The following is a 17,808-nucleotide window of genomic DNA, read 5'->3' on the forward strand; positions in this document are numbered from 1 at the left end:
CTCCCTGGTGCCAGAACTGTAATTAAAAAATTAAAAATCAATAAGTTAATTAAAACAACACCCGCAATAACGGTAGCATTTTTTGTCTGTCTCGCTGAGTATGGCTGCAGCCGGGCAGGCGGTGCTATGACAATAGTCAAACACTTAGCCCCCCCTTACGCGCGAACTATTACTGAATCGCTGACTGCCTGCCTTCCATCATTATTTTCGTACTTTTCCGCACCCCGGGCTGTGCCTTCGCAGGATTGTCTATACTTAGTGTTTATGAATTGACCAGTTTTCCCGGGTGCTGGCGAGGAGGCAATTATCACTTCATTAAATAAACATCAGCAAACGATGGCGGAACTCCCGGAAGACGGGGACATCGGAATTCATGGCGATCCTTATGAGCTGTGGCTGGAGGGGATGGATGATTATGAACCCGAACCCGGGATCATCGAAGGTCTGCCTGCCGCCGATGCCCTGACACCTTCAGATCGTTATCTGGAGCTATTTGAGCATGTGCAAAATGCACATATATTTCCGGACAGTAAGACCTTTGCCGACTGCTCTCCGAAAGGTGACCCGCTGGATATTCTCATCCTGTATCGCAAGCTGCGCCGGAGCGGGAAAAAGTTTGAACTTGCGGATTTTGTTGCAAAGCATTTTACCCCTCCCCCCGACCATGGTGTTTATCACCACCAGCAGGCGGATAAGCCTATCTGTCAGCATATAGACGACCTCTGGCCGGTACTGGTCAGGGAACCCCGTCAGCATCAGCCATTTTCATCGTTACTGCCTTTACCCAAACCTTATCTTGTTCCCGGCGGACGTTTTGGTGAGGTTTATTACTGGGATTCCTATTTTACAATGCTGGGTTTACCCGAAAGCGGCAGAACCGATCTGCTCAGGGATATGGCCGATAACTTCGCCTGGCTGATTGAGCATTATGGTCATATCCCTAACGGGAACCGGACTTATTATCTGAGCCGCTCACATCCGCCGGTATTTTCGCTAATGGTCGAATTATTTGAAGAAGCAGGACTGCCCGGCAGTAGTCACTATCTGCAGCATTTAATTCGCGAGCATGAATACTGGATGGACGGTGCCGGCTCCCTTCTGCCACAGCAGGCTTACCGGCATGTGGTACGGATGCCCGACGGTTCGCTACTGAACCGTTACTGGGACGACAGGGATACACCTCGGGATGAGGCCTGGCGGGAAGATATAGCCACAGCAAAATATTCAGGTCGTCCGCCTGGTGAGGTGTACCGGGATTTACGAGCCGGTGCGGCTTCCGGCTGGGATTACTCATCACGCTGGCTCAGAGACCCTGACCGGCTGGCAAGTATCCGTACCACACAGTTTATTCCCGTCGATTTGAATGCATTACTGTATAAACTCGAAACGACAATCGTCCGTCTGGCGGAAAATGAAGGCGAAACACTCACCTCACGGACATGGCAGTTAAAAGCCGATGCCCGACGTAAAGCGATGGATCACTATCTGTGGGATGACGTGGATGGGGTTTATCGCGACTATGACTGGCGGCGGAGTACGTTTGGCTCCTTTTCAGCCGCGGCTGTTGTACCGTTGTTCACGGGTATAGCCAGTCCGGTTCAGGCGAAACGGGTGTCGGCTGAGCTACGCAGATTATTGCTGACTGAGGGAGGACTGGTTTCATCGATGGTAAATAGCGGCGAGCAATGGGATAAACCCAATGGCTGGGCACCGCTGCAATGGATGGCGATTGAAGGACTGAATGCTTATGGTGAAACTGCACTCGCCCGCGAAATTGCGGTGAACTGGCTGAAAACCGTTACCCGTTTCTATTCGCTGCATCATAAGCTGGTTGAAAAATATGATATCAGCAGTGAGCATTCACAGCCCGGAGGGGGTGGTGAATATCCGTTGCAGGATGGTTTTGGCTGGACGAACGGTGTAACACGTAAACTGATGACGATGTATGGGCGTTTTCTGCCAAAGGGGTAAGGGGGGCGGGGGCAATCGGGAGAGTTTTCGTTAGCCGGTCTTCAGGTTTTAAACTCATCTGTTATTTTTATCTCAGACCGGTGAATATTCCGTTCGCTTTGTAATAAGGCATGCTGCCCGGGCCCCGCTGCGGGCGACCGGGCAAAGGGCGCATGCCCGCGCCCTCTGCACTCCCGGCCTTGCGACAGGCCTGCCCGCCGCTCCGCGGTGCCTTCACTCATTCATGTGTCCTTTACGGACCGGTCATGATTCGCTCCTGCTCAGCATGACCTCTCGCCGCGTCCCTGCGGCTCGTCCTGGCCACATTCACTCGCTCAGCGGTGCGATGTCGCGGTAATACGCTGGGTGGGTAGCCCGGGAAAACCTGGGGATTTTTCGTTAGCCGGTCTTCAGGTTTTAAACTCATCTGTTATTTTTATCTCAGGCCGGTGAATATTCCGTTCGCCTTGCATTAAGGCTTGCTGCCTGCACCCCGCTGCGGGCGACCGGGCAAAGGGCGCATGGCCGCGCCCTCTGCACTCCCGGCCTTGCGACAGGCCTGCCCGCCGCTCCGCGGTGCCTTCACTCATTCATGTGTCCTTTACGGACCGGTCATGATTCGCTCCTGCTCAGCATGACCTCTCGCCGCGTCCCTGCGGCTCGCCCTGGACACATTCCCTCGCTCAGCGGTGCGATGTCGCCCGACCAACAGTGCAGACATCAGATAAGAAGACATTTTTCGTATTTTAAAAGACTAAACACGGGGACCACTGCCCGGAGAGCAGGTTTTGGGGCGCTATCCGCAGCGCCGAGCGCAGAGTGACGGCCAGGCAGAGCCGGCATGGACGCCGGCGAAAGCACGGTTGAGCCAGGACGGCGAATCCGGGCGGACCGTCAGGCCGGAGCGATAAGTGAGGGGACAGCGAGGACCTGCGCCAGGCGCGGATTGTTAAGGCCCGCGCCTTCGGGCCTTAACCCGGCCGCCGCCACGCGGCAACTGAAACTACTGCACGTATGACGGGCGGAACCTGCTCAGAGCGGATACGCGGGAAAACGGATGCATTCTTTATGTCAGACCGGTGAATATTCCGTTCGCCTTGCATTAAGGCTTGCTGCCTGCACCCCGCTGCGGGCGACCGGGCAAAGGGCGCATGGCCGCGCCCTCTGCACTCCCTGCCTTGCGACAAGCCTGCCCGCCGCTGCGCGGTACCTTCACTCACTCATATATTCTTTACGGACCGGTCATGATTCGCTCCTGCTCAGCATGACCTCTCGCCCGACCCACGGTGCAAGCATCAGACAAGAAGACATTTTCCGTATTTTAAAAGACTAAACACGGGGACTACTGCCCGGAGAGCAGGTTTTGGGGCGCTATCCGCAGCGCCGAGCGCAGAGTGACGGCCAGGCAGAGCCGGCATGGACGCCGGCGAAAGCACGGCTGAGCCAGGACGGCGAATCCGTGCGGGCCGTCAGGCCGGAGCGATAAGTGAGGGGACAGCGAGGACCTGCGCCGGGCGGGGATTGTTAAGGCCCGCGCCTTCGGGCCTTAACCCGGCCGCCGCCATGCGGCAACTGAAACTACTTCACGTATAACGGACGGAACCTGCTCAGAGCGGATACGCGGGAAAACGGATGCATTCTTTATGTCAGACCGGTGAATATTCCGTTCGCCTTGCATTAAGGCTTGCTGCCTGCATCCCGCCGTGGGCGACCGGGCAAAGGGCGCAGTGCCGGAATAATATCTCTTTACCGTCACTGCCCTGGTGTGACAAGTTAGAGAAGCAGACTTTCTGAAATATTATCACCCCTTTTTCTTCGTATAAATTTCCTTATTTACTAATACAGGCACCCACGAATGAGAATAAGTATCAAAACCCCGCTTATAAATTCGCTTCCTCTGAGTGAATGCTTAGAAACCAATGTCTGGCTAAAAATGGAATCGGCTCAGCCCACCGGTTCATTTAAACTCCGCAGCGCAGCCAATGCATGCCGGTATTATGCAGAGCAAGGAGCCACCGGCTTTGTCAGTTCCTCCGGGGGGAACGCCGGGATCTCTGTGGCACACAGTGGCAGAAAGCTGGGACTGCCGGTAACGGTCGTAGTACCGGAAACCACCTCGTTAATGGCAAGGCAACTTATTCTCCGCGAAGGTGCACAACTGATTGTTCACGGAAAAGTCTGGAGCGAGGCTAACGATCACGCATTATCGCTCACCAGCGGTAACACGGTTTATATTCATCCATTCGATGACCCGCATCTGTGGGAGGGGATCAGCTCAATCATTGATGAAGTCATAGAAGAAGGAGTAACCCCTGATGCGGTTGTTCTGTCTGTCGGAGGGGGCAGTTTACTTTCAGGTGTCGTTCAGGGACTGCTCAGGCACCAGTTAGGGCATATCCCTGTTTATGCCGGCGAAACTTATGGTACGGCATCACTGAATGCCTCGGTGAATGCCGGCGAACTCGTCAGATTACCGGTTGTCAGTGGCATAGCCACAACACTCGCCGCAAGCCAGGTGTGCAGAAATGCATTCGATGTTGCAACCCGTCACAACGTTCACAGTATGCTGGTCTCCGATGAAGAAGCGGTGAGTGCCTGCCGGACTTTTCTTGATGACCACCGCGTACTGACAGAACCTGCCTGCGGTGTTTCGCTGTCACTGTTGTATGACCGGAAAATTCAGTTTTCCGCCGATGATAATGTACTGGTGATCGTCTGCGGCGGTGCATCGGTGACTGCCAGCGCAATACTTGCTGAATAGTCACGTCATCTGATAAACGCTGATACCGGTGTGTTGATGGTGGCGTCAGACATGGCTTCCACAACCCCCGGTACAGATCCGGAATCATCTCTCCGGGAAGCATTAAGAACTGCGCGCATTCGTGGTGGCTAAACGTTTACCGGCCTTCCGACGGATACCCCGGGACTCGGGACTCCACCGTGCAATAACTCTTCTCCGGCAATAAAAAAGCCCCCTGCAACTGCAGAGGGCCTTTAGCTGAAAATCTGATTTGGGTGCCTGACGGCCCGGATTATCAGTTTACTTTTTCAGAGATAGCACTTTTAGTATCGGATGCCGCATCTTTGGTTTTATTCCAAAGTTTGGTTGCACCTTCCTGAGTACCATTCACCGCTTTGTGGGTGGTTTCTTTCGTCTTGTTCCAGCCTTTCTCAGTACCTTCTTTAGTACGGTTCCAGGCTTTCTGTGATTTCTCTTTCGCTGCGTCAGTAGTAGTGGTGTGACCACCGTTTTTCAGCTTGTTGACTGTCTGCTCATTTTTTTCCTGCAGACGGTGTTTGGTTTTGTTAGCAATTTCCGCGCTGCGGTCTTTAGCCTGCTCAGTCGTCTCTGATGCACTATTTTTAAGCTGCTGAGTCTGTTCCTGAATCTGCTGTGAAGTCGTTTCTGCAAAAACATGCGCAGTAAAGAACGTCATAGAAATAGCAACAGCAGTTAATGTCTTTTTCATCTTCATTTCCCTTTTTTTAGGCTATGTAAAAAACCTAGCAGCCAATCTTTATTCTTACAAGTAATGCCCTGAGAATACAGAATTCTCTTACACTCGCCTGTTATGGGGTATACCGTTTTATTACGTCTGTCTGATTAAAGATGCATTTGACTTACATCAACACGTCTGAAGTTCCCTTATCGTAGAGTGATACCTCTGTCATTCCAGTGAGGCCACAATGCGTACTATACGACTCTGCGTGATTGGAAATGGTATGGTGGGACATCGTTTTATCGAAGAATTGATCGATAAGTCCCCCGCTAACCAGTATGAGATCACTGTTTTCTGCGAAGAACCCCGCCAGGCGTATGACAGGGTCCATCTCTCATCCTATTTTTCACATCATACCGCTGAAGATCTGTCGCTGGTTCGAGAAGATTTTTACGGAAAACATCATATTCAGGTTTTTATCGCAGAGCGCGCACTGACCATTGATCGCCAGCGTAAAGAGGTAAGCTCAGCCGCTGGCCGTACGGTCTGTTACGATAAGCTGGTCATTGCCACCGGTTCTTATCCGTGGATCCCCCCTATCGAAGGCAGTAACAGCCCTGACTGCTTTGTTTACCGAACCATTGAAGACCTGAATGCAATAGAAGCCTGTGCACTACGCAGTAAACGCGGTGTTGTTATTGGTGGCGGATTACTGGGCCTTGAAGCGGCCGGGGCACTGAAAAATCTCGGTGTTGAAACCCATGTCGTCGAATTTTCCAGTGTACTGATGGCCGAACAACTGGATACGACCGGGGGCGAACAGCTACGCAAAAAAATAGAACGTCTCGGGGTTAACGTCCACACCGGAAAAAATACCCGCCAGATTATTCAGCAGGGGAGCGAATCGCGTAAGACGCTGTTATTTGCTGACGGTTCCTCTCTGGAAACCGATTTTGTTGTGTTCTCCACCGGTATTCGCCCGCAGGATAGTCTCGCTCGTCAATGCGGGCTGGTGACTGCTGAACGCGGGGGAATTGTGATTAATAAGCAGTGCCAGACCAGTGATGCGGATATTTATGCCATCGGCGAATGTGCCAGTTGGGAAAACCGTGTCTATGGGCTGGTCGCCCCGGGATACAAAATGGCACGAGTGGTTGCCGCACACTTGTGTGATCAGCCCGCCGAATTCGATGGCGCCGATATGAGTGCCAAACTCAAATTACTCGGGGTCGACGTCGGCGGACTGGGCGATGCTCATGGCCGCACCCCGGGCTGCCGCAGCTATATTTATCTGAATGAAAATCAAGAGGTTTACAAGCGTCTGATTGTCAGTGCTGATAACCGTCTGCTGTTGGGTGCCGTGCTGGTCGGAGATACCTCCGATTACGCTAATTTATTACAACTGATGCTGAACGGCATTGAACTGCCGGAAAATCCCGACCAGCTGATCCTGCCTGCGTATGCGGCAGGGGAAAGCCGGGTGATGGGGGTCGATAAGCTTCCGGACAGTGCTCAAATCTGTTCCTGCTTTGATGTCAGTAAAGGCACCATTATTAAAGCCATTGCCGACGGATGTCATACCGTAGCAGCACTGAAAGCCACCACCCATGCCGGCACCGGTTGCGGTGGCTGTATTCCGCTACTGACGCAGGTACTGAACAGTGAACTCACACGACAGGGAATCGAAGTCACCCACCATTTGTGTGAACATTTCCCTTACTCCCGTCAGGAGCTGTTTCATCTGATTCGGGTCGGCCAAATCAAAACCTTTGATGCACTACTCCGGCAATACGGTAAAGGATACGGTTGCGAAGTCTGTAAACCCGCCATTGCCAGCCTGCTGGCCTCGGCATGGAATGATTATATCCTGCAACCGGCACTGGTCCCGTTACAGGACTCCAACGACAACTTTCTGGCAAACATCCAGAAGGACGGTACCTATTCAGTCATCCCCCGTAGCCCCGGAGGGGAGATCACCCCGCAACAATTAAAGGTTATCGGTGAGGTAGCGACTGAATTCTCCCTGTACAGCAAGATCACGGGTTCACAGCGTATTGCTTTGTTTGGTGTTCAGAAAGATGATTTACCGGAGATCTGGCAGAGGTTGCTGGATGCCGGGTTTGAAACCGGTCATGCCTATGCCAAAGCTCTGCGCATGGCAAAAACCTGTGTCGGTAGTCGCTGGTGCCGTTATGGTGTCGGGGACAGCACCGGACTCGGGGTCATGCTGGAAAACCGTTACAAAGGTATCCGTACTCCCCATAAAATGAAATTCGGTGTTTCCGGGTGTACCCGTGAATGTGCTGAAGCACAAAGTAAGGATATTGGCGTCATCGCTACCGAAAAAGGCTGGAATCTTTATGTCTGTGGTAACGGAGGCATGAAACCCCGTCACGCGGATCTGCTGGCGGCCGACCTCGATCAGGCCACACTGGTTCGCTATATCGATCGCTTTATGATGTTCTATCTGCGCACTGCCGATAAATTACAACGTACTTCGGTCTGGCTCGAAAGCCTGGAAGGCGGGATCGATTACCTGAGAAAAGTGATCATCGACGATCACTTAAATATGGCTCAGCAGGCGGAAGAGGACCTGCGTTTACTCAGGGAAAAATATCACTGCGAATGGCGTGAAACCCTGGATACCCCGGAGACACGTGTCCGGTTCCATCATTTCGTTAACAGTCCGCAACGTGACATGCTGGTTCAGATGGTCCCCGAAGGCCAGCAACACCGGCCAGCAATACCGGAAGAACGCATTCCGGTAGCCCTGCAGGAGGATAAATGATGACTGAGTGGATAACTGTTTGTAACGTCAACGATATTCTGCCTGGTACCGGCGTCTGCGCTTTAGTTGAAAATCATCAGGTTGCTCTGTTCCGTCCGCGGGATGATGTGCAGATTTATGCCATCAGTAACATTGACCCTTTTTTTCAGGCAAGTGTACTCAGTCGGGGCATTATCGCTGAACATCAGGGGGATCTCTGGGTAGCCAGCCCGCTGAAAAAACAGCACTTCAGGCTGCGTGATGGTTTATGTATGGAGGACAACCGTTATTCCGTCCCCGGGTATGCGGTGAGGGTCTCTGAGGGCGCAGTGCAGGTAAGCACTCTGCCGGCGGCTATACCGGGTGGCGATACGGTGACCAGTGTATGACATCCCCTGTCCCGGGTAATGCCTGGCCGTATTTTCCGGCAGCGACCGGTCAGGTGATACTGACCGGCGCAGGGCCGGGTGATCCCGAATTACTGACCGTGAAAGCCCTGCGATCCCTGCAGCAAGCCGATGTCGTGGTTTATGATCTGCTGGTGTCTGATGAGATCCTGGCGCTGATCCCGCAGAACGTTAAACGGATCGCTGCCGGAAAGCGATGCGGTCAGCCTGGTTATACCCAGGAAGAGATTAACCGCATCCTGATACGTGAGGCAGAAGCCGGTCAACAAGTGGTGCGGCTGAAAGGTGGTGATCCGCTTATTTTCGGCCGGGGCGGAGAAGAGCTGGAAGCTCTGCAAGCCGCAGGTATTCCCTGCTCCGTTGTTCCCGGTATTACCGCGGCCAGTGGCTGCGCCGCCAGTGCATTAATTCCACTGACACACCGTGCACACGCTTCAGGCGTGCGCTTTATCACCGGACACCGGCAACCTTCCGCCATATCAGTTCCGCTAACGACTTTCAGCGATGACGAAACTCTGGTGATTTATATGGGGGTACAGCGGGCTGCTGATATCTGTGCACAGCTTCAGAACGCTGGTGCCGGTAAACATACCCCGGTCGCTGTAATTGAAAATGGTACCCGGGCGCAGCAGCGCGTCAGGATCGGTCAACTCAATGAACTGTCCGCACTCTGTGACGGTATTCGTACTCCCGGTCTGATTATTGTCGGGTCAGTCGTTCATCTGTACCACAAACTCCATAAAAAAACGGATAAGTATACGGATGAAATAATTTCATCCGCTAAGAGTCCTGAATTTCATCTTTAATCCTCAGGGATCCGGGAAATATAATTTAATTAATGTGAATAATTAATTAAATCTTAATGTAAGTAACAAAGCATGTCATCACGAAATTAATAGTTCCTGAAACATGTTTAAGATCAAACCAGGCATCTCATTTGCCAGGATATATTAATTACGCAGTAGCAATACAATAAAAAGATATCAATAGATAAGAAAGATTATCATTAATTATTCGTTCATCCATTAACCCTGTCGTTACCTGACACCAGGTAATTTCTCTATCAACTATTAACACTGAGCTTAGCCATGTCGTTATCAAAGAGAAAAAACTCCGGACTGCTGCAGCAGTGGGAGCCGGAAAACAGTCAGTTCTGGGAGCAAAGCGGAAAAAAAATAGCGCAGCGGAACCTGTGGGTGTCAGTGTTTGCGTTATTACTCTCTTTTTGCGTCTGGATGCTGTTCAGCGCTGTTTCTATTAATCTGAACAAAGCCGGATTTAATTTTACGACTGATCAACTATTTATGTTAACTGCCCTCCCTGCACTTTCGGGAGCTATCCTGCGCGTACCTTACTCTTTTATGGTGCCGTTAATCGGTGGCAGGAAATGGACGGCGATTTCTACAGTGATCCTGATTATCCCGTGTCTCTGGCTGGGTATCGCGGTACAGGATACCAGCACCCGCTATTCCACTTTCATTATTATCTCTCTGCTGTGTGGTTTTGCCGGCGCAAACTTTGCTTCAAGTATGGGGAATATCAGCTTCTTCTTCCCGAAAGCACGTCAGGGTAGCGCACTTGGCATCAATGGGGGGTTGGGGAACCTCGGCGTCAGTGTGATGCAACTGGTCGCTCCGCTGGTTCTTGTCGTCCCGTTATTTAGTCTGCTCGGTGGTAAAAGCGTCACTCAGGCGGATGGCAGCCTGCTGTGGCTGGCGAATACCGCCTGGGTCTGGGTCCCCCTGCTGGTTATCGCAACACTGGCCGCCTGGTTTGCGATGAATGATGTTCCGGGCACCCGGTTGTCTATCCGCCAGCAGTTGCCGGTACTTAAACGCGGCCATATGTGGTTACTGAGTTTTTTGTATCTGACCACTTTTGGTTCGTTTATTGGTTTCTCCGCCGGATTTGCCATGCTGGCAAAAACGCAGTTTCCGGGAGTCGATATTCTCAAACTGGCCTTTTTTGGCCCTTTCATCGGTGCACTTGCCCGTTCGTTCGGCGGCATGATCTCCGATAAGTTCGGCGGAGTTCGCGTCACCCTCATTAATTACCTTTTTATGGTGTTATTCACCGGATTACTGTTTTTCACGCTGCCGGTCGGGGGCACTAGCCACGGTAATTTCACCGCATTCTATGCCGTATTTATGGGGCTCTTCCTGACCGCCGGGCTGGGGAGTGGCTCCACCTTTCAGATGATCGCTGTGATCTTCCGTCAGCTGACTATCAATAAGGCGCTGAAAGACGGTGTCAGCGAAGACAAAGTTCAGCAACTCGCAGTGACTGAAACTGCCTCCGCGCTGGGCTTTATCTCCGCAATTGGCGCATTCGGCGGATTCTTTATCCCTAAAGCCTTTGGTAGTTCATTGGATCTCACCGGTTCCCCGGTGGGGGCAATGGTAATTTTCCTGGTATTTTACGTGGTTGGCCTGTTGGTCACCGGGCTGGTCTACGGTCGTAAAAAACCCGCAAAACAATAAAAGCGTATGCCCGCTCAGCGGGCATTTTACCTACCGGATACCTGACAGAGTCAACGCCGAAACAAGCGACTCTGTACGGAGGAAAATATGAGCAAACTACTGGATAAACTCCGCTACTTTAAGCAAAAAGGCAGCACGTTTTCAAAAGATCATGGTCAGACGATGAACAGTAACCGTGACTGGGAGGATAGTTATCGGCAGCGCTGGCAGCACGATAAAATTGTCCGTTCTACCCACGGCGTTAACTGTACAGGTTCCTGTAGCTGGAAGATCTATGTAAAAAACGGTCTGGTGACCTGGGAAACCCAGCAAACTGATTACCCACGTACACGTTCAGACTTACCTAATCACGAACCGCGCGGATGTCCGCGCGGAGCCAGTTACTCCTGGTATATCTACAGTGCAAACCGCCTCAAATACCCCTTAGTCCGCAAGCAGTTAATCCAGTTATGGCGCGAAGCCCGCCAGGAATTCAGCGACCCGGTCGATGCCTGGGACAGTATTGTCCGTGATGAGCAAAAAACTGCCCGCTATAAAAAAGCCCGCGGAAAAGGTGGTTTTGTCCGTTCAGACTGGAATGAACTGAACCAGCTAATTGCGGCTGCCAATATCTGGACCGTCAAAAATTATGGCCCGGATCGGGTGGCGGGTTTCTCTCCGATACCGGCCATGTCGATGGTTTCTTATGCGGCGGGTACACGCTATCTCTCTCTGATGGGAGGCACCTGCCTGAGTTTTTACGACTGGTACTGCGACCTGCCACCGGCTTCCCCGATGACATGGGGTGAACAGACGGATGTGCCTGAATCGGCAGACTGGTATAACTCTGCCTATATCATTGCCTGGGGATCGAATGTCCCGCAAACCCGTACTCCTGATGCTCACTTCTTCACTGAAGTCCGGTATAAAGGAACGAAAACTGTCGCCATCACCCCCGATTATGCTGAAGTCGCGAAACTCAGTGACCAATGGCTGGCCCCCAAACAGGGAACCGATGCGGCTCTGGCGATGGCGATGGGCCATGTCATCCTCAGGGAGTTTCACCTCGATAACCCCAGCGACTATTTTATTAATTATTGCCGGCGCTACACAGATATGCCGATGCTGGTCGTACTGGAAGAAACCGATGAAGGTTATTACAGCGCAGGCCGTCTGTTAAGAGCCGCTGATCTGGCTGATAACCTCGGTGAAAGTAATAATCCGGACTGGAAAACTGTCGCGATTAACCATGACGGACAGTTAGTGATCCCAAATGGTTCAGCGGGTTTCCGCTGGGGACAGAAAGGCGGGTGGAACCTGGAGGCCCGTGCAGGCGGACAAGAGACTACATTACGCCTCAGCCTGGCAGAAGATTATGATCAACTGGCAGAAGTGGCCTTCCCTTATTTCGGTGGCCAGCAATCACCGCATTTTCGCCATGTCGAACACTCTCCGGTACTGGTCCATACCTTACCGGCAAAACTGTTGACTCTTGCTGACGGTACACAGGCGAAGGTCGTGAGCGTTTATGATCTTACCTTAGGGAATTACGGCATCGATCGCGGTTGGGGCGATACTCAGGCCACCACCTCCTATGATGAAATAAAAGCCTACTCCCCGGCATGGGCAGAACAAATCTGTGGCGTTCCCCGGGATCAGATTATCCGCATCGCGCGCGAGTTTGCCGACACCGCACACAAGACCCACGGTCGCTCTATGATAATCGTCGGTGCCGGTATGAACCACTGGTACCACATGGATATGAATTACCGCGGCCTGATGAACATGCTGATCTTCTGCGGCTGTGTCGGACAAAGCGGCGGTGGCTGGGCGCATTATGTCGGTCAGGAAAAGCTGCGACCCCAAACCGGCTGGCAACCGCTGGCATTTGCGCTGGACTGGACCCGTCCGCCACGCCATATGAACGGGACGTCCTTTTTCTATAATCACTCCAGCCAGTGGCGCTACGAGAAACTCTCCACACAGGAGTTGTTATCTCCGCTGGCAGATAAAAAAGCCTTCAGCGGCCAGTTGATTGATTTTAACATCCGTGCTGAACGAATGGGCTGGTTGCCGTCTTCGCCGCAACTGAATACTAACCCTCTGACCATTGCTTCAATGGCCCAAAAGGCCGGCGTATCCCCGGTTGATTATACCGTTTCGGCACTGAAGGAAGGTGAGTTACGTTTTGCCTGTGAACAACCGGACAGCGGTAATAACCATCCCCGAAATTTATTTGTATGGCGCTCAAATCTGCTGGGATCGTCGGCGAAAGGCCATGAATATATGTTGCGTTATCTGTTAGGGATAGACAGCGGTATCCAGGGCGATGAAACCGTAGCAGACCCGGAAATGTCTCCGGAAGAAGCAGACTGGCAGACTCCCGCCCGGGAAGGAAAACTGGACCTGCTGGTGACACTCGACTTCAGGATGTCCAGTACCTGCCTGTTTTCCGATATCGTTTTACCGACGGCCACCTGGTATGAAAAAGACGATATGAATACGTCGGATATGCATCCCTTTATCCATCCGCTGTCGGCAGCCGTCGACCCGGTATGGGAATCCCGCAGTGACTGGGAAATCTACAAAGAGATTGCCAGAACCTTCTCTGAACTCTGTCCGGGTCACCTCGGGGTAGAGAAAGATGTGGTGCTGTTACCTATCCAGCATGACTCCCCTGCAGAACTGTCGCAACCTTACGAGGTGAAACAGTGGCACAAAGGTGAATGCGAACTGCAACCGGGTAAAACGGCACCGCATATCATGGTGGTTGAACGTGACTACCCCGCCCTCAGTGAACGATTCACCTCTGTCGGTCCGTTACTTGAAAAGCTGGGTAATGGCGGCAAAGGGATCTCCTGGAACACAGATAAGGAAGTCGAACTGCTGCGTCAGCTGAATCACACCCGGGCTGAAGGCGCAGGCAAAGGTCAGCCACAGCTTGATACGGCCATTGATGCCGCAGAGATGATCCTGGCACTGGCCCCGGAAACTAACGGACAAGTCGCCGTAAAAGCCTGGGAGGCTCTGGGTGAAATTACCGGACGCGACCATACCCATCTAGCCCTGCCAAAACAGGAAGAGAAGATCCGTTTTCGTGATATCCAGGCACAGCCAAGAAAGATCATCTCCAGCCCGACCTGGTCAGGACTGGAAGATGAACACGTCTCTTATAACGCCTGTTATACCAACGTCCATGAATTGATCCCCTGGCGTACTCTGACCGGACGCCAGCAGCTTTACCAGGATCACCCCTGGATGCGGGCCTTCGGAGAAAGTCTGGTTAGCTACAGACCGCCGATCAATACGCGTAGTGTTGAGAAAATGCAGCATATTCCTTCCAATGGCTATCCGGAGAAGACACTGAATTTTCTGACTCCTCATCAGAAATGGGGGATCCACTCCACTTACAGCGAAAATCTGCTGATGCTGACGCTTTCGCGCGGCGGACCGATTGTCTGGATGAGCGAGGAAGATGCCAGAGAGATGGGCATCCGCGATAACGACTGGATTGAAGCCTTTAACAGTAACGGGGCTCTGACCGCCAGGGCCGTGGTCAGTCAGCGTGTCCCTGCAGGTATGACCATGATGTACCACGCACAGGAACGTATTACGAATATCCCTGGTTCCGAGGTGACGGGGATGCGTGGGGGGATCCATAACTCAGTGACCCGTATCAGCCCTAAACCCACACATATGATCGGCGGCTATGTCCATCAGTGCTACGGGTTTAACTACTACGGAACCGTGGGTTCCAACCGTGATGAATTTATTATTGTCCGCAAAATGAAAAATATTCTCTGGCTGGACGATGAAGGCCATGATCAGGTTCAGGAGGCTAACCAATGAAAATACGTTCCCAGGTAGGTATGGTTCTGAACCTTGATAAATGTATTGGCTGTCATACCTGCTCCGTGACCTGTAAAAATGTCTGGACCAGTCGTGAAGGTATGGAATATGCCTGGTTCAATAACGTGGAGAGTAAACCCGGCACAGGTTATCCGACCGCATGGGAGGATCAGGAAAAATGGCGCGGCGGGTGGATCCGCAAAATCAACGGCCGGCTGGAGCCTCGCCTCGGCAACAAGGTCGGGGTATTAAGTAAAATTTTTGCCAATCCGCTGGTCCCGGGGATCGATGACTATTACGAACCTTTTACCTTCGATTACCAGCACCTGCACAATGCGCCACAGGGGAAACACCAGCCGACGGCACGTCCCCGCTCGCTAATCACCGGTCAGCGCATGGATAAGATCACCTCAGGCCCGAACTGGGAAGAAATTCTCGGAGGTGAATTTGAAACACGCTCAGCGGACCAGAACTTTGCGAATATGGAAAAGCAAATCTATGGCGAGTTTGAACATACGTTCATGATGTATATGCCACGCCTCTGTGAGCATTGCCTGAACCCGTCGTGTGTTGCAACCTGCCCGAGCGGTGCTATCTATAAGCGTGAAGAAGACGGTATTGTCCTGATAGACCAGGATCGCTGCCGCGGCTGGCGTTTATGTATCAGTGGTTGTCCGTACAAGAAGATCTACTTCAACTGGAAAAGCGGAAAGTCTGAAAAATGTATTTTCTGCTATCCGCGTATAGAAGCAGGTATGCCTACCGTTTGCTCCGAGACCTGCGTCGGCAGGATCCGTTACCTGGGCGTTTTGCTCTATGATGCCGATAAGATCTCTGAGGCCGCTACCACGGAAAATGAACAGGATCTTTATCAGCGCCAGTCTGATATTTTCCTGGACCCCAATGACCCGCAGGTGATCCTTGCAGCACAACAACAAGGGATCCCGCAGAATGTGTTGGAAGCAGCAAAAAATTCGCCGGTCTGGAAACTGGCCATGGACTGGAAGCTGGCTCTGCCGTTACATCCTGAATACCGTACCCTGCCTATGGTCTGGTATGTACCACCGCTTTCCCCGATTCAGTCGGTTGCTGAATCCGGGGCTTTAACCAGCGATGGCGTATTACCGGCAGTAGAAGAACTACGTATTCCGGTTCAGTATCTGGCTAATATGCTGACAGCCGGTGATACCGCCCCGGTAATTTCAGCATTAAAACGCATGATGGCGATGCGCCATTATAAACGCGCTCAAACGGTGGAAGGCAAAACCGATACCCGGGCTCTTGAAGAGACAGGACTGACAGTGGCTCAGGCAGAAGAAATGTACCGCTATCTGGCCATTGCCAACTATGAAGACAGGTTTGTCGTGCCTTCCGGTCACCGTGAAATGGCCGGACATGCATTCCCGGAAAAAAGCGGATGCGGATTTACCTTCGGTGATGGCTGCCACGGGAGTGATACCCGTTTTAATTTGTTTAACAGCCGCCGGATCGATGCCATCAATGTGTCCGAAAAAACAGGAGATCAGTGATGCAGCCATTAAAACTGATTGCTGTGATGCTGGAATATCCTTCTCAGGAACTGTGGGAAGCGTCAGAAGAAATATTAGCAGTTATCACCGCAGGATCACCGGAGTTACTCGAATTTACTCAACGTTACTTGCAGGCTCCGTTACTGGATCGTCAGCAGGAATGGTGTGAAACCTTTGACCGTGGACGCGCCACCTCACTGCTGCTGTTTGAACACGTCCATGCGGAGTCGCGTGACCGCGGACAAGCGATGGTCGACTTAATGACGCAATACCAGGCTGCAGGATTGCAACCGGATTGCCGTGAGCTGCCCGACTACCTGCCGGTGTATCTGGAATATCTGTCGCTGTGCACGGAAGAGGAATGCCGTCAGGGGTTACGGGATATCGCTGAAATACTGGCTCTGCTCGGCGGTCGTCTGACACAGCGGGGCAGTGACTATCGGGTGTTATTTGACCAATTGTTAGTGCTGGCTGACAGCCCGCTACGTAGCCACACTGTGCTTGATAAAATTGCCGGAGAATCCCGCGATGATACTCCGCAGGCAATGGATGCTATCTGGGAGGAAGAGCAGGTGAAATTTATTGAAGATCCGGCATGTAAGAATGCGGCACAACAACAATACCGCCAGCGCTTCCGTGACCAGGTCACACCGCAGTATCTGGATTTATCTGCCGGAGGTGTCAAATGATAGGCTGGCTGAATACTTTTCTGTTTGATCTTTACCCTTACCTGTGCGGAACGGTGTTTCTGGCAGGAAGCTGGTTACGTTACGATTACGGCCAGTACAGTTGGCGGGCTTCTTCCAGCCAGATGCTGGATAAAAAAGGCATGACGCTGGCCTCCAATTTGTTTCACATCGGTATTCTCGGAATTTTCTTCGGGCATCTGTTTGGTTTACTGACCCCGCACTGGGTCTATGAGTCCTTCCTGCCGATTGCAACGAAACAAAAGATAGCCATGGTGGCCGGAGGTGTTTGCGGCATCATGACGGTGATCGGAGGGGGATTACTGCTGAAACGCAGGCTGTATAACCCCCGTGTCCGGGCGACCTCTACCCACGCCGATATTCTTATCCTGAGTTTACTGGTGCTCCAGGCTTGTCTCGGGGTAACGACCATCCTGTTTTCCAGCCGTCATATGGACGGCGAGGAAATGATGAAGCTGGCAGGCTGGGCACAATCTATCGTCTTTTTCCGGGGTAATGCAGCCTCGTTTCTGGATGGCGTGGACATGATCTATCGGGTACACCTGGTGCTAGGAATGACACTCTTTTTAGTATTTCCTTTTACCCGTCTGGTTCATATCTGGAGTGCGCCGGTAGAATATCTGACCCGTCGCTATCAGCTGGTTCGCTCGCGACATTAGTCAGACACCTGTCAGCGAACACTATACGACAGGCTTTACCG

At 52.2% G+C, this 17,808-nt stretch carries 11 protein-coding genes; 10 read left to right on the forward strand and 1 reads right to left on the reverse strand.

All coding sequences use genetic code 11. The annotated features are described in order from the left end of the window. The first annotated feature begins 336 nt into the window (after positions 1-336). Positions 337-1,971, forward strand: coding sequence for an alpha,alpha-trehalase TreF (gene treF, locus CG67_RS09755; RefSeq protein ID WP_029991476.1), 1,635 nt, complete (start codon positions 337-339; stop codon positions 1,969-1,971). 1,834 nt (positions 1,972-3,805) lie between these two features. Then, positions 3,806-4,711, forward strand: a complete 906-nt coding sequence (locus CG67_RS09770) for a pyridoxal-phosphate dependent enzyme (protein ID WP_025902766.1) — start codon at positions 3,806-3,808, stop codon at positions 4,709-4,711. A 274-nt stretch (positions 4,712-4,985) separates the two neighbouring features. Here CG67_RS09770 and CG67_RS09775 read toward each other — a convergent pair whose 3' ends face one another. Beyond that, positions 4,986-5,420, reverse strand: a complete 435-nt coding sequence (locus CG67_RS09775) for a hypothetical protein (protein WP_051170921.1) — start codon at positions 5,418-5,420, stop codon at positions 4,986-4,988. A gap of 217 nt (positions 5,421-5,637) precedes the next feature. Between CG67_RS09775 and nirB the strand changes: the two genes are divergently transcribed. From nirB to narI, 8 genes are all read left to right on the forward strand, one after another. Continuing rightward, a complete protein-coding gene (gene nirB, locus CG67_RS09780; protein ID WP_025902768.1) occupies positions 5,638-8,178 on the forward strand; it encodes a nitrite reductase large subunit NirB in 2,541 nt (846 codons plus the stop codon). Further along, the gene (nirD, locus tag CG67_RS09785; protein ID WP_025902769.1) at positions 8,178-8,546 is read left to right on the forward strand and encodes a nitrite reductase small subunit NirD; all 369 of its coding nucleotides are present in this window, start codon (positions 8,178-8,180) and stop codon (positions 8,544-8,546) included. Before nirB ends, nirD begins: the two co-directional genes overlap by 1 nt. Further along, positions 8,543-9,370 (forward strand): uroporphyrinogen-III C-methyltransferase, encoded by an 828-nt coding sequence (gene cobA, locus CG67_RS09790; protein WP_025902770.1) that lies wholly within the window; start codon positions 8,543-8,545, stop codon positions 9,368-9,370. Before nirD ends, cobA begins: the two co-directional genes overlap by 4 nt. A gap of 282 nt (positions 9,371-9,652) precedes the next feature. Continuing rightward, on the forward strand, positions 9,653-11,044 hold the full coding sequence (locus tag CG67_RS09795; RefSeq protein ID WP_025902771.1) for a NarK family nitrate/nitrite MFS transporter: 1,392 nt from the start codon (positions 9,653-9,655) through the stop codon (positions 11,042-11,044). 87 nt (positions 11,045-11,131) lie between these two features. After that, positions 11,132-14,872 (forward strand): nitrate reductase subunit alpha, encoded by a 3,741-nt coding sequence (locus CG67_RS09800; RefSeq protein WP_025902772.1) that lies wholly within the window; start codon positions 11,132-11,134, stop codon positions 14,870-14,872. Beyond that, complete coding sequence (narH, locus tag CG67_RS09805) at positions 14,869-16,401, forward strand: nitrate reductase subunit beta (RefSeq protein WP_025902773.1); 1,533 nt, start codon at positions 14,869-14,871, stop codon at positions 16,399-16,401. Before CG67_RS09800 ends, narH begins: the two co-directional genes overlap by 4 nt. Continuing rightward, positions 16,401-17,090 (forward strand): nitrate reductase molybdenum cofactor assembly chaperone, encoded by a 690-nt coding sequence (narJ, locus tag CG67_RS09810; RefSeq protein ID WP_025902774.1) that lies wholly within the window; start codon positions 16,401-16,403, stop codon positions 17,088-17,090. Before narH ends, narJ begins: the two co-directional genes overlap by 1 nt. Continuing rightward, positions 17,090-17,767: a respiratory nitrate reductase subunit gamma gene (narI, locus tag CG67_RS09815; protein WP_025902775.1), complete on the forward strand. Its 678-nt coding sequence runs from the start codon at positions 17,090-17,092 to the stop codon at positions 17,765-17,767. The genes narJ and narI overlap by 1 nt, the downstream gene beginning before the upstream one ends. Positions 17,768-17,808 lie beyond the last annotated feature (41 nt).

The sequence above is a fragment of the Tatumella sp. UCD-D_suzukii genome, assembly GCF_000611875.2.
In the GTDB taxonomy this organism is placed as follows: domain Bacteria; phylum Pseudomonadota; class Gammaproteobacteria; order Enterobacterales; family Enterobacteriaceae; genus Tatumella; species Tatumella ptyseos.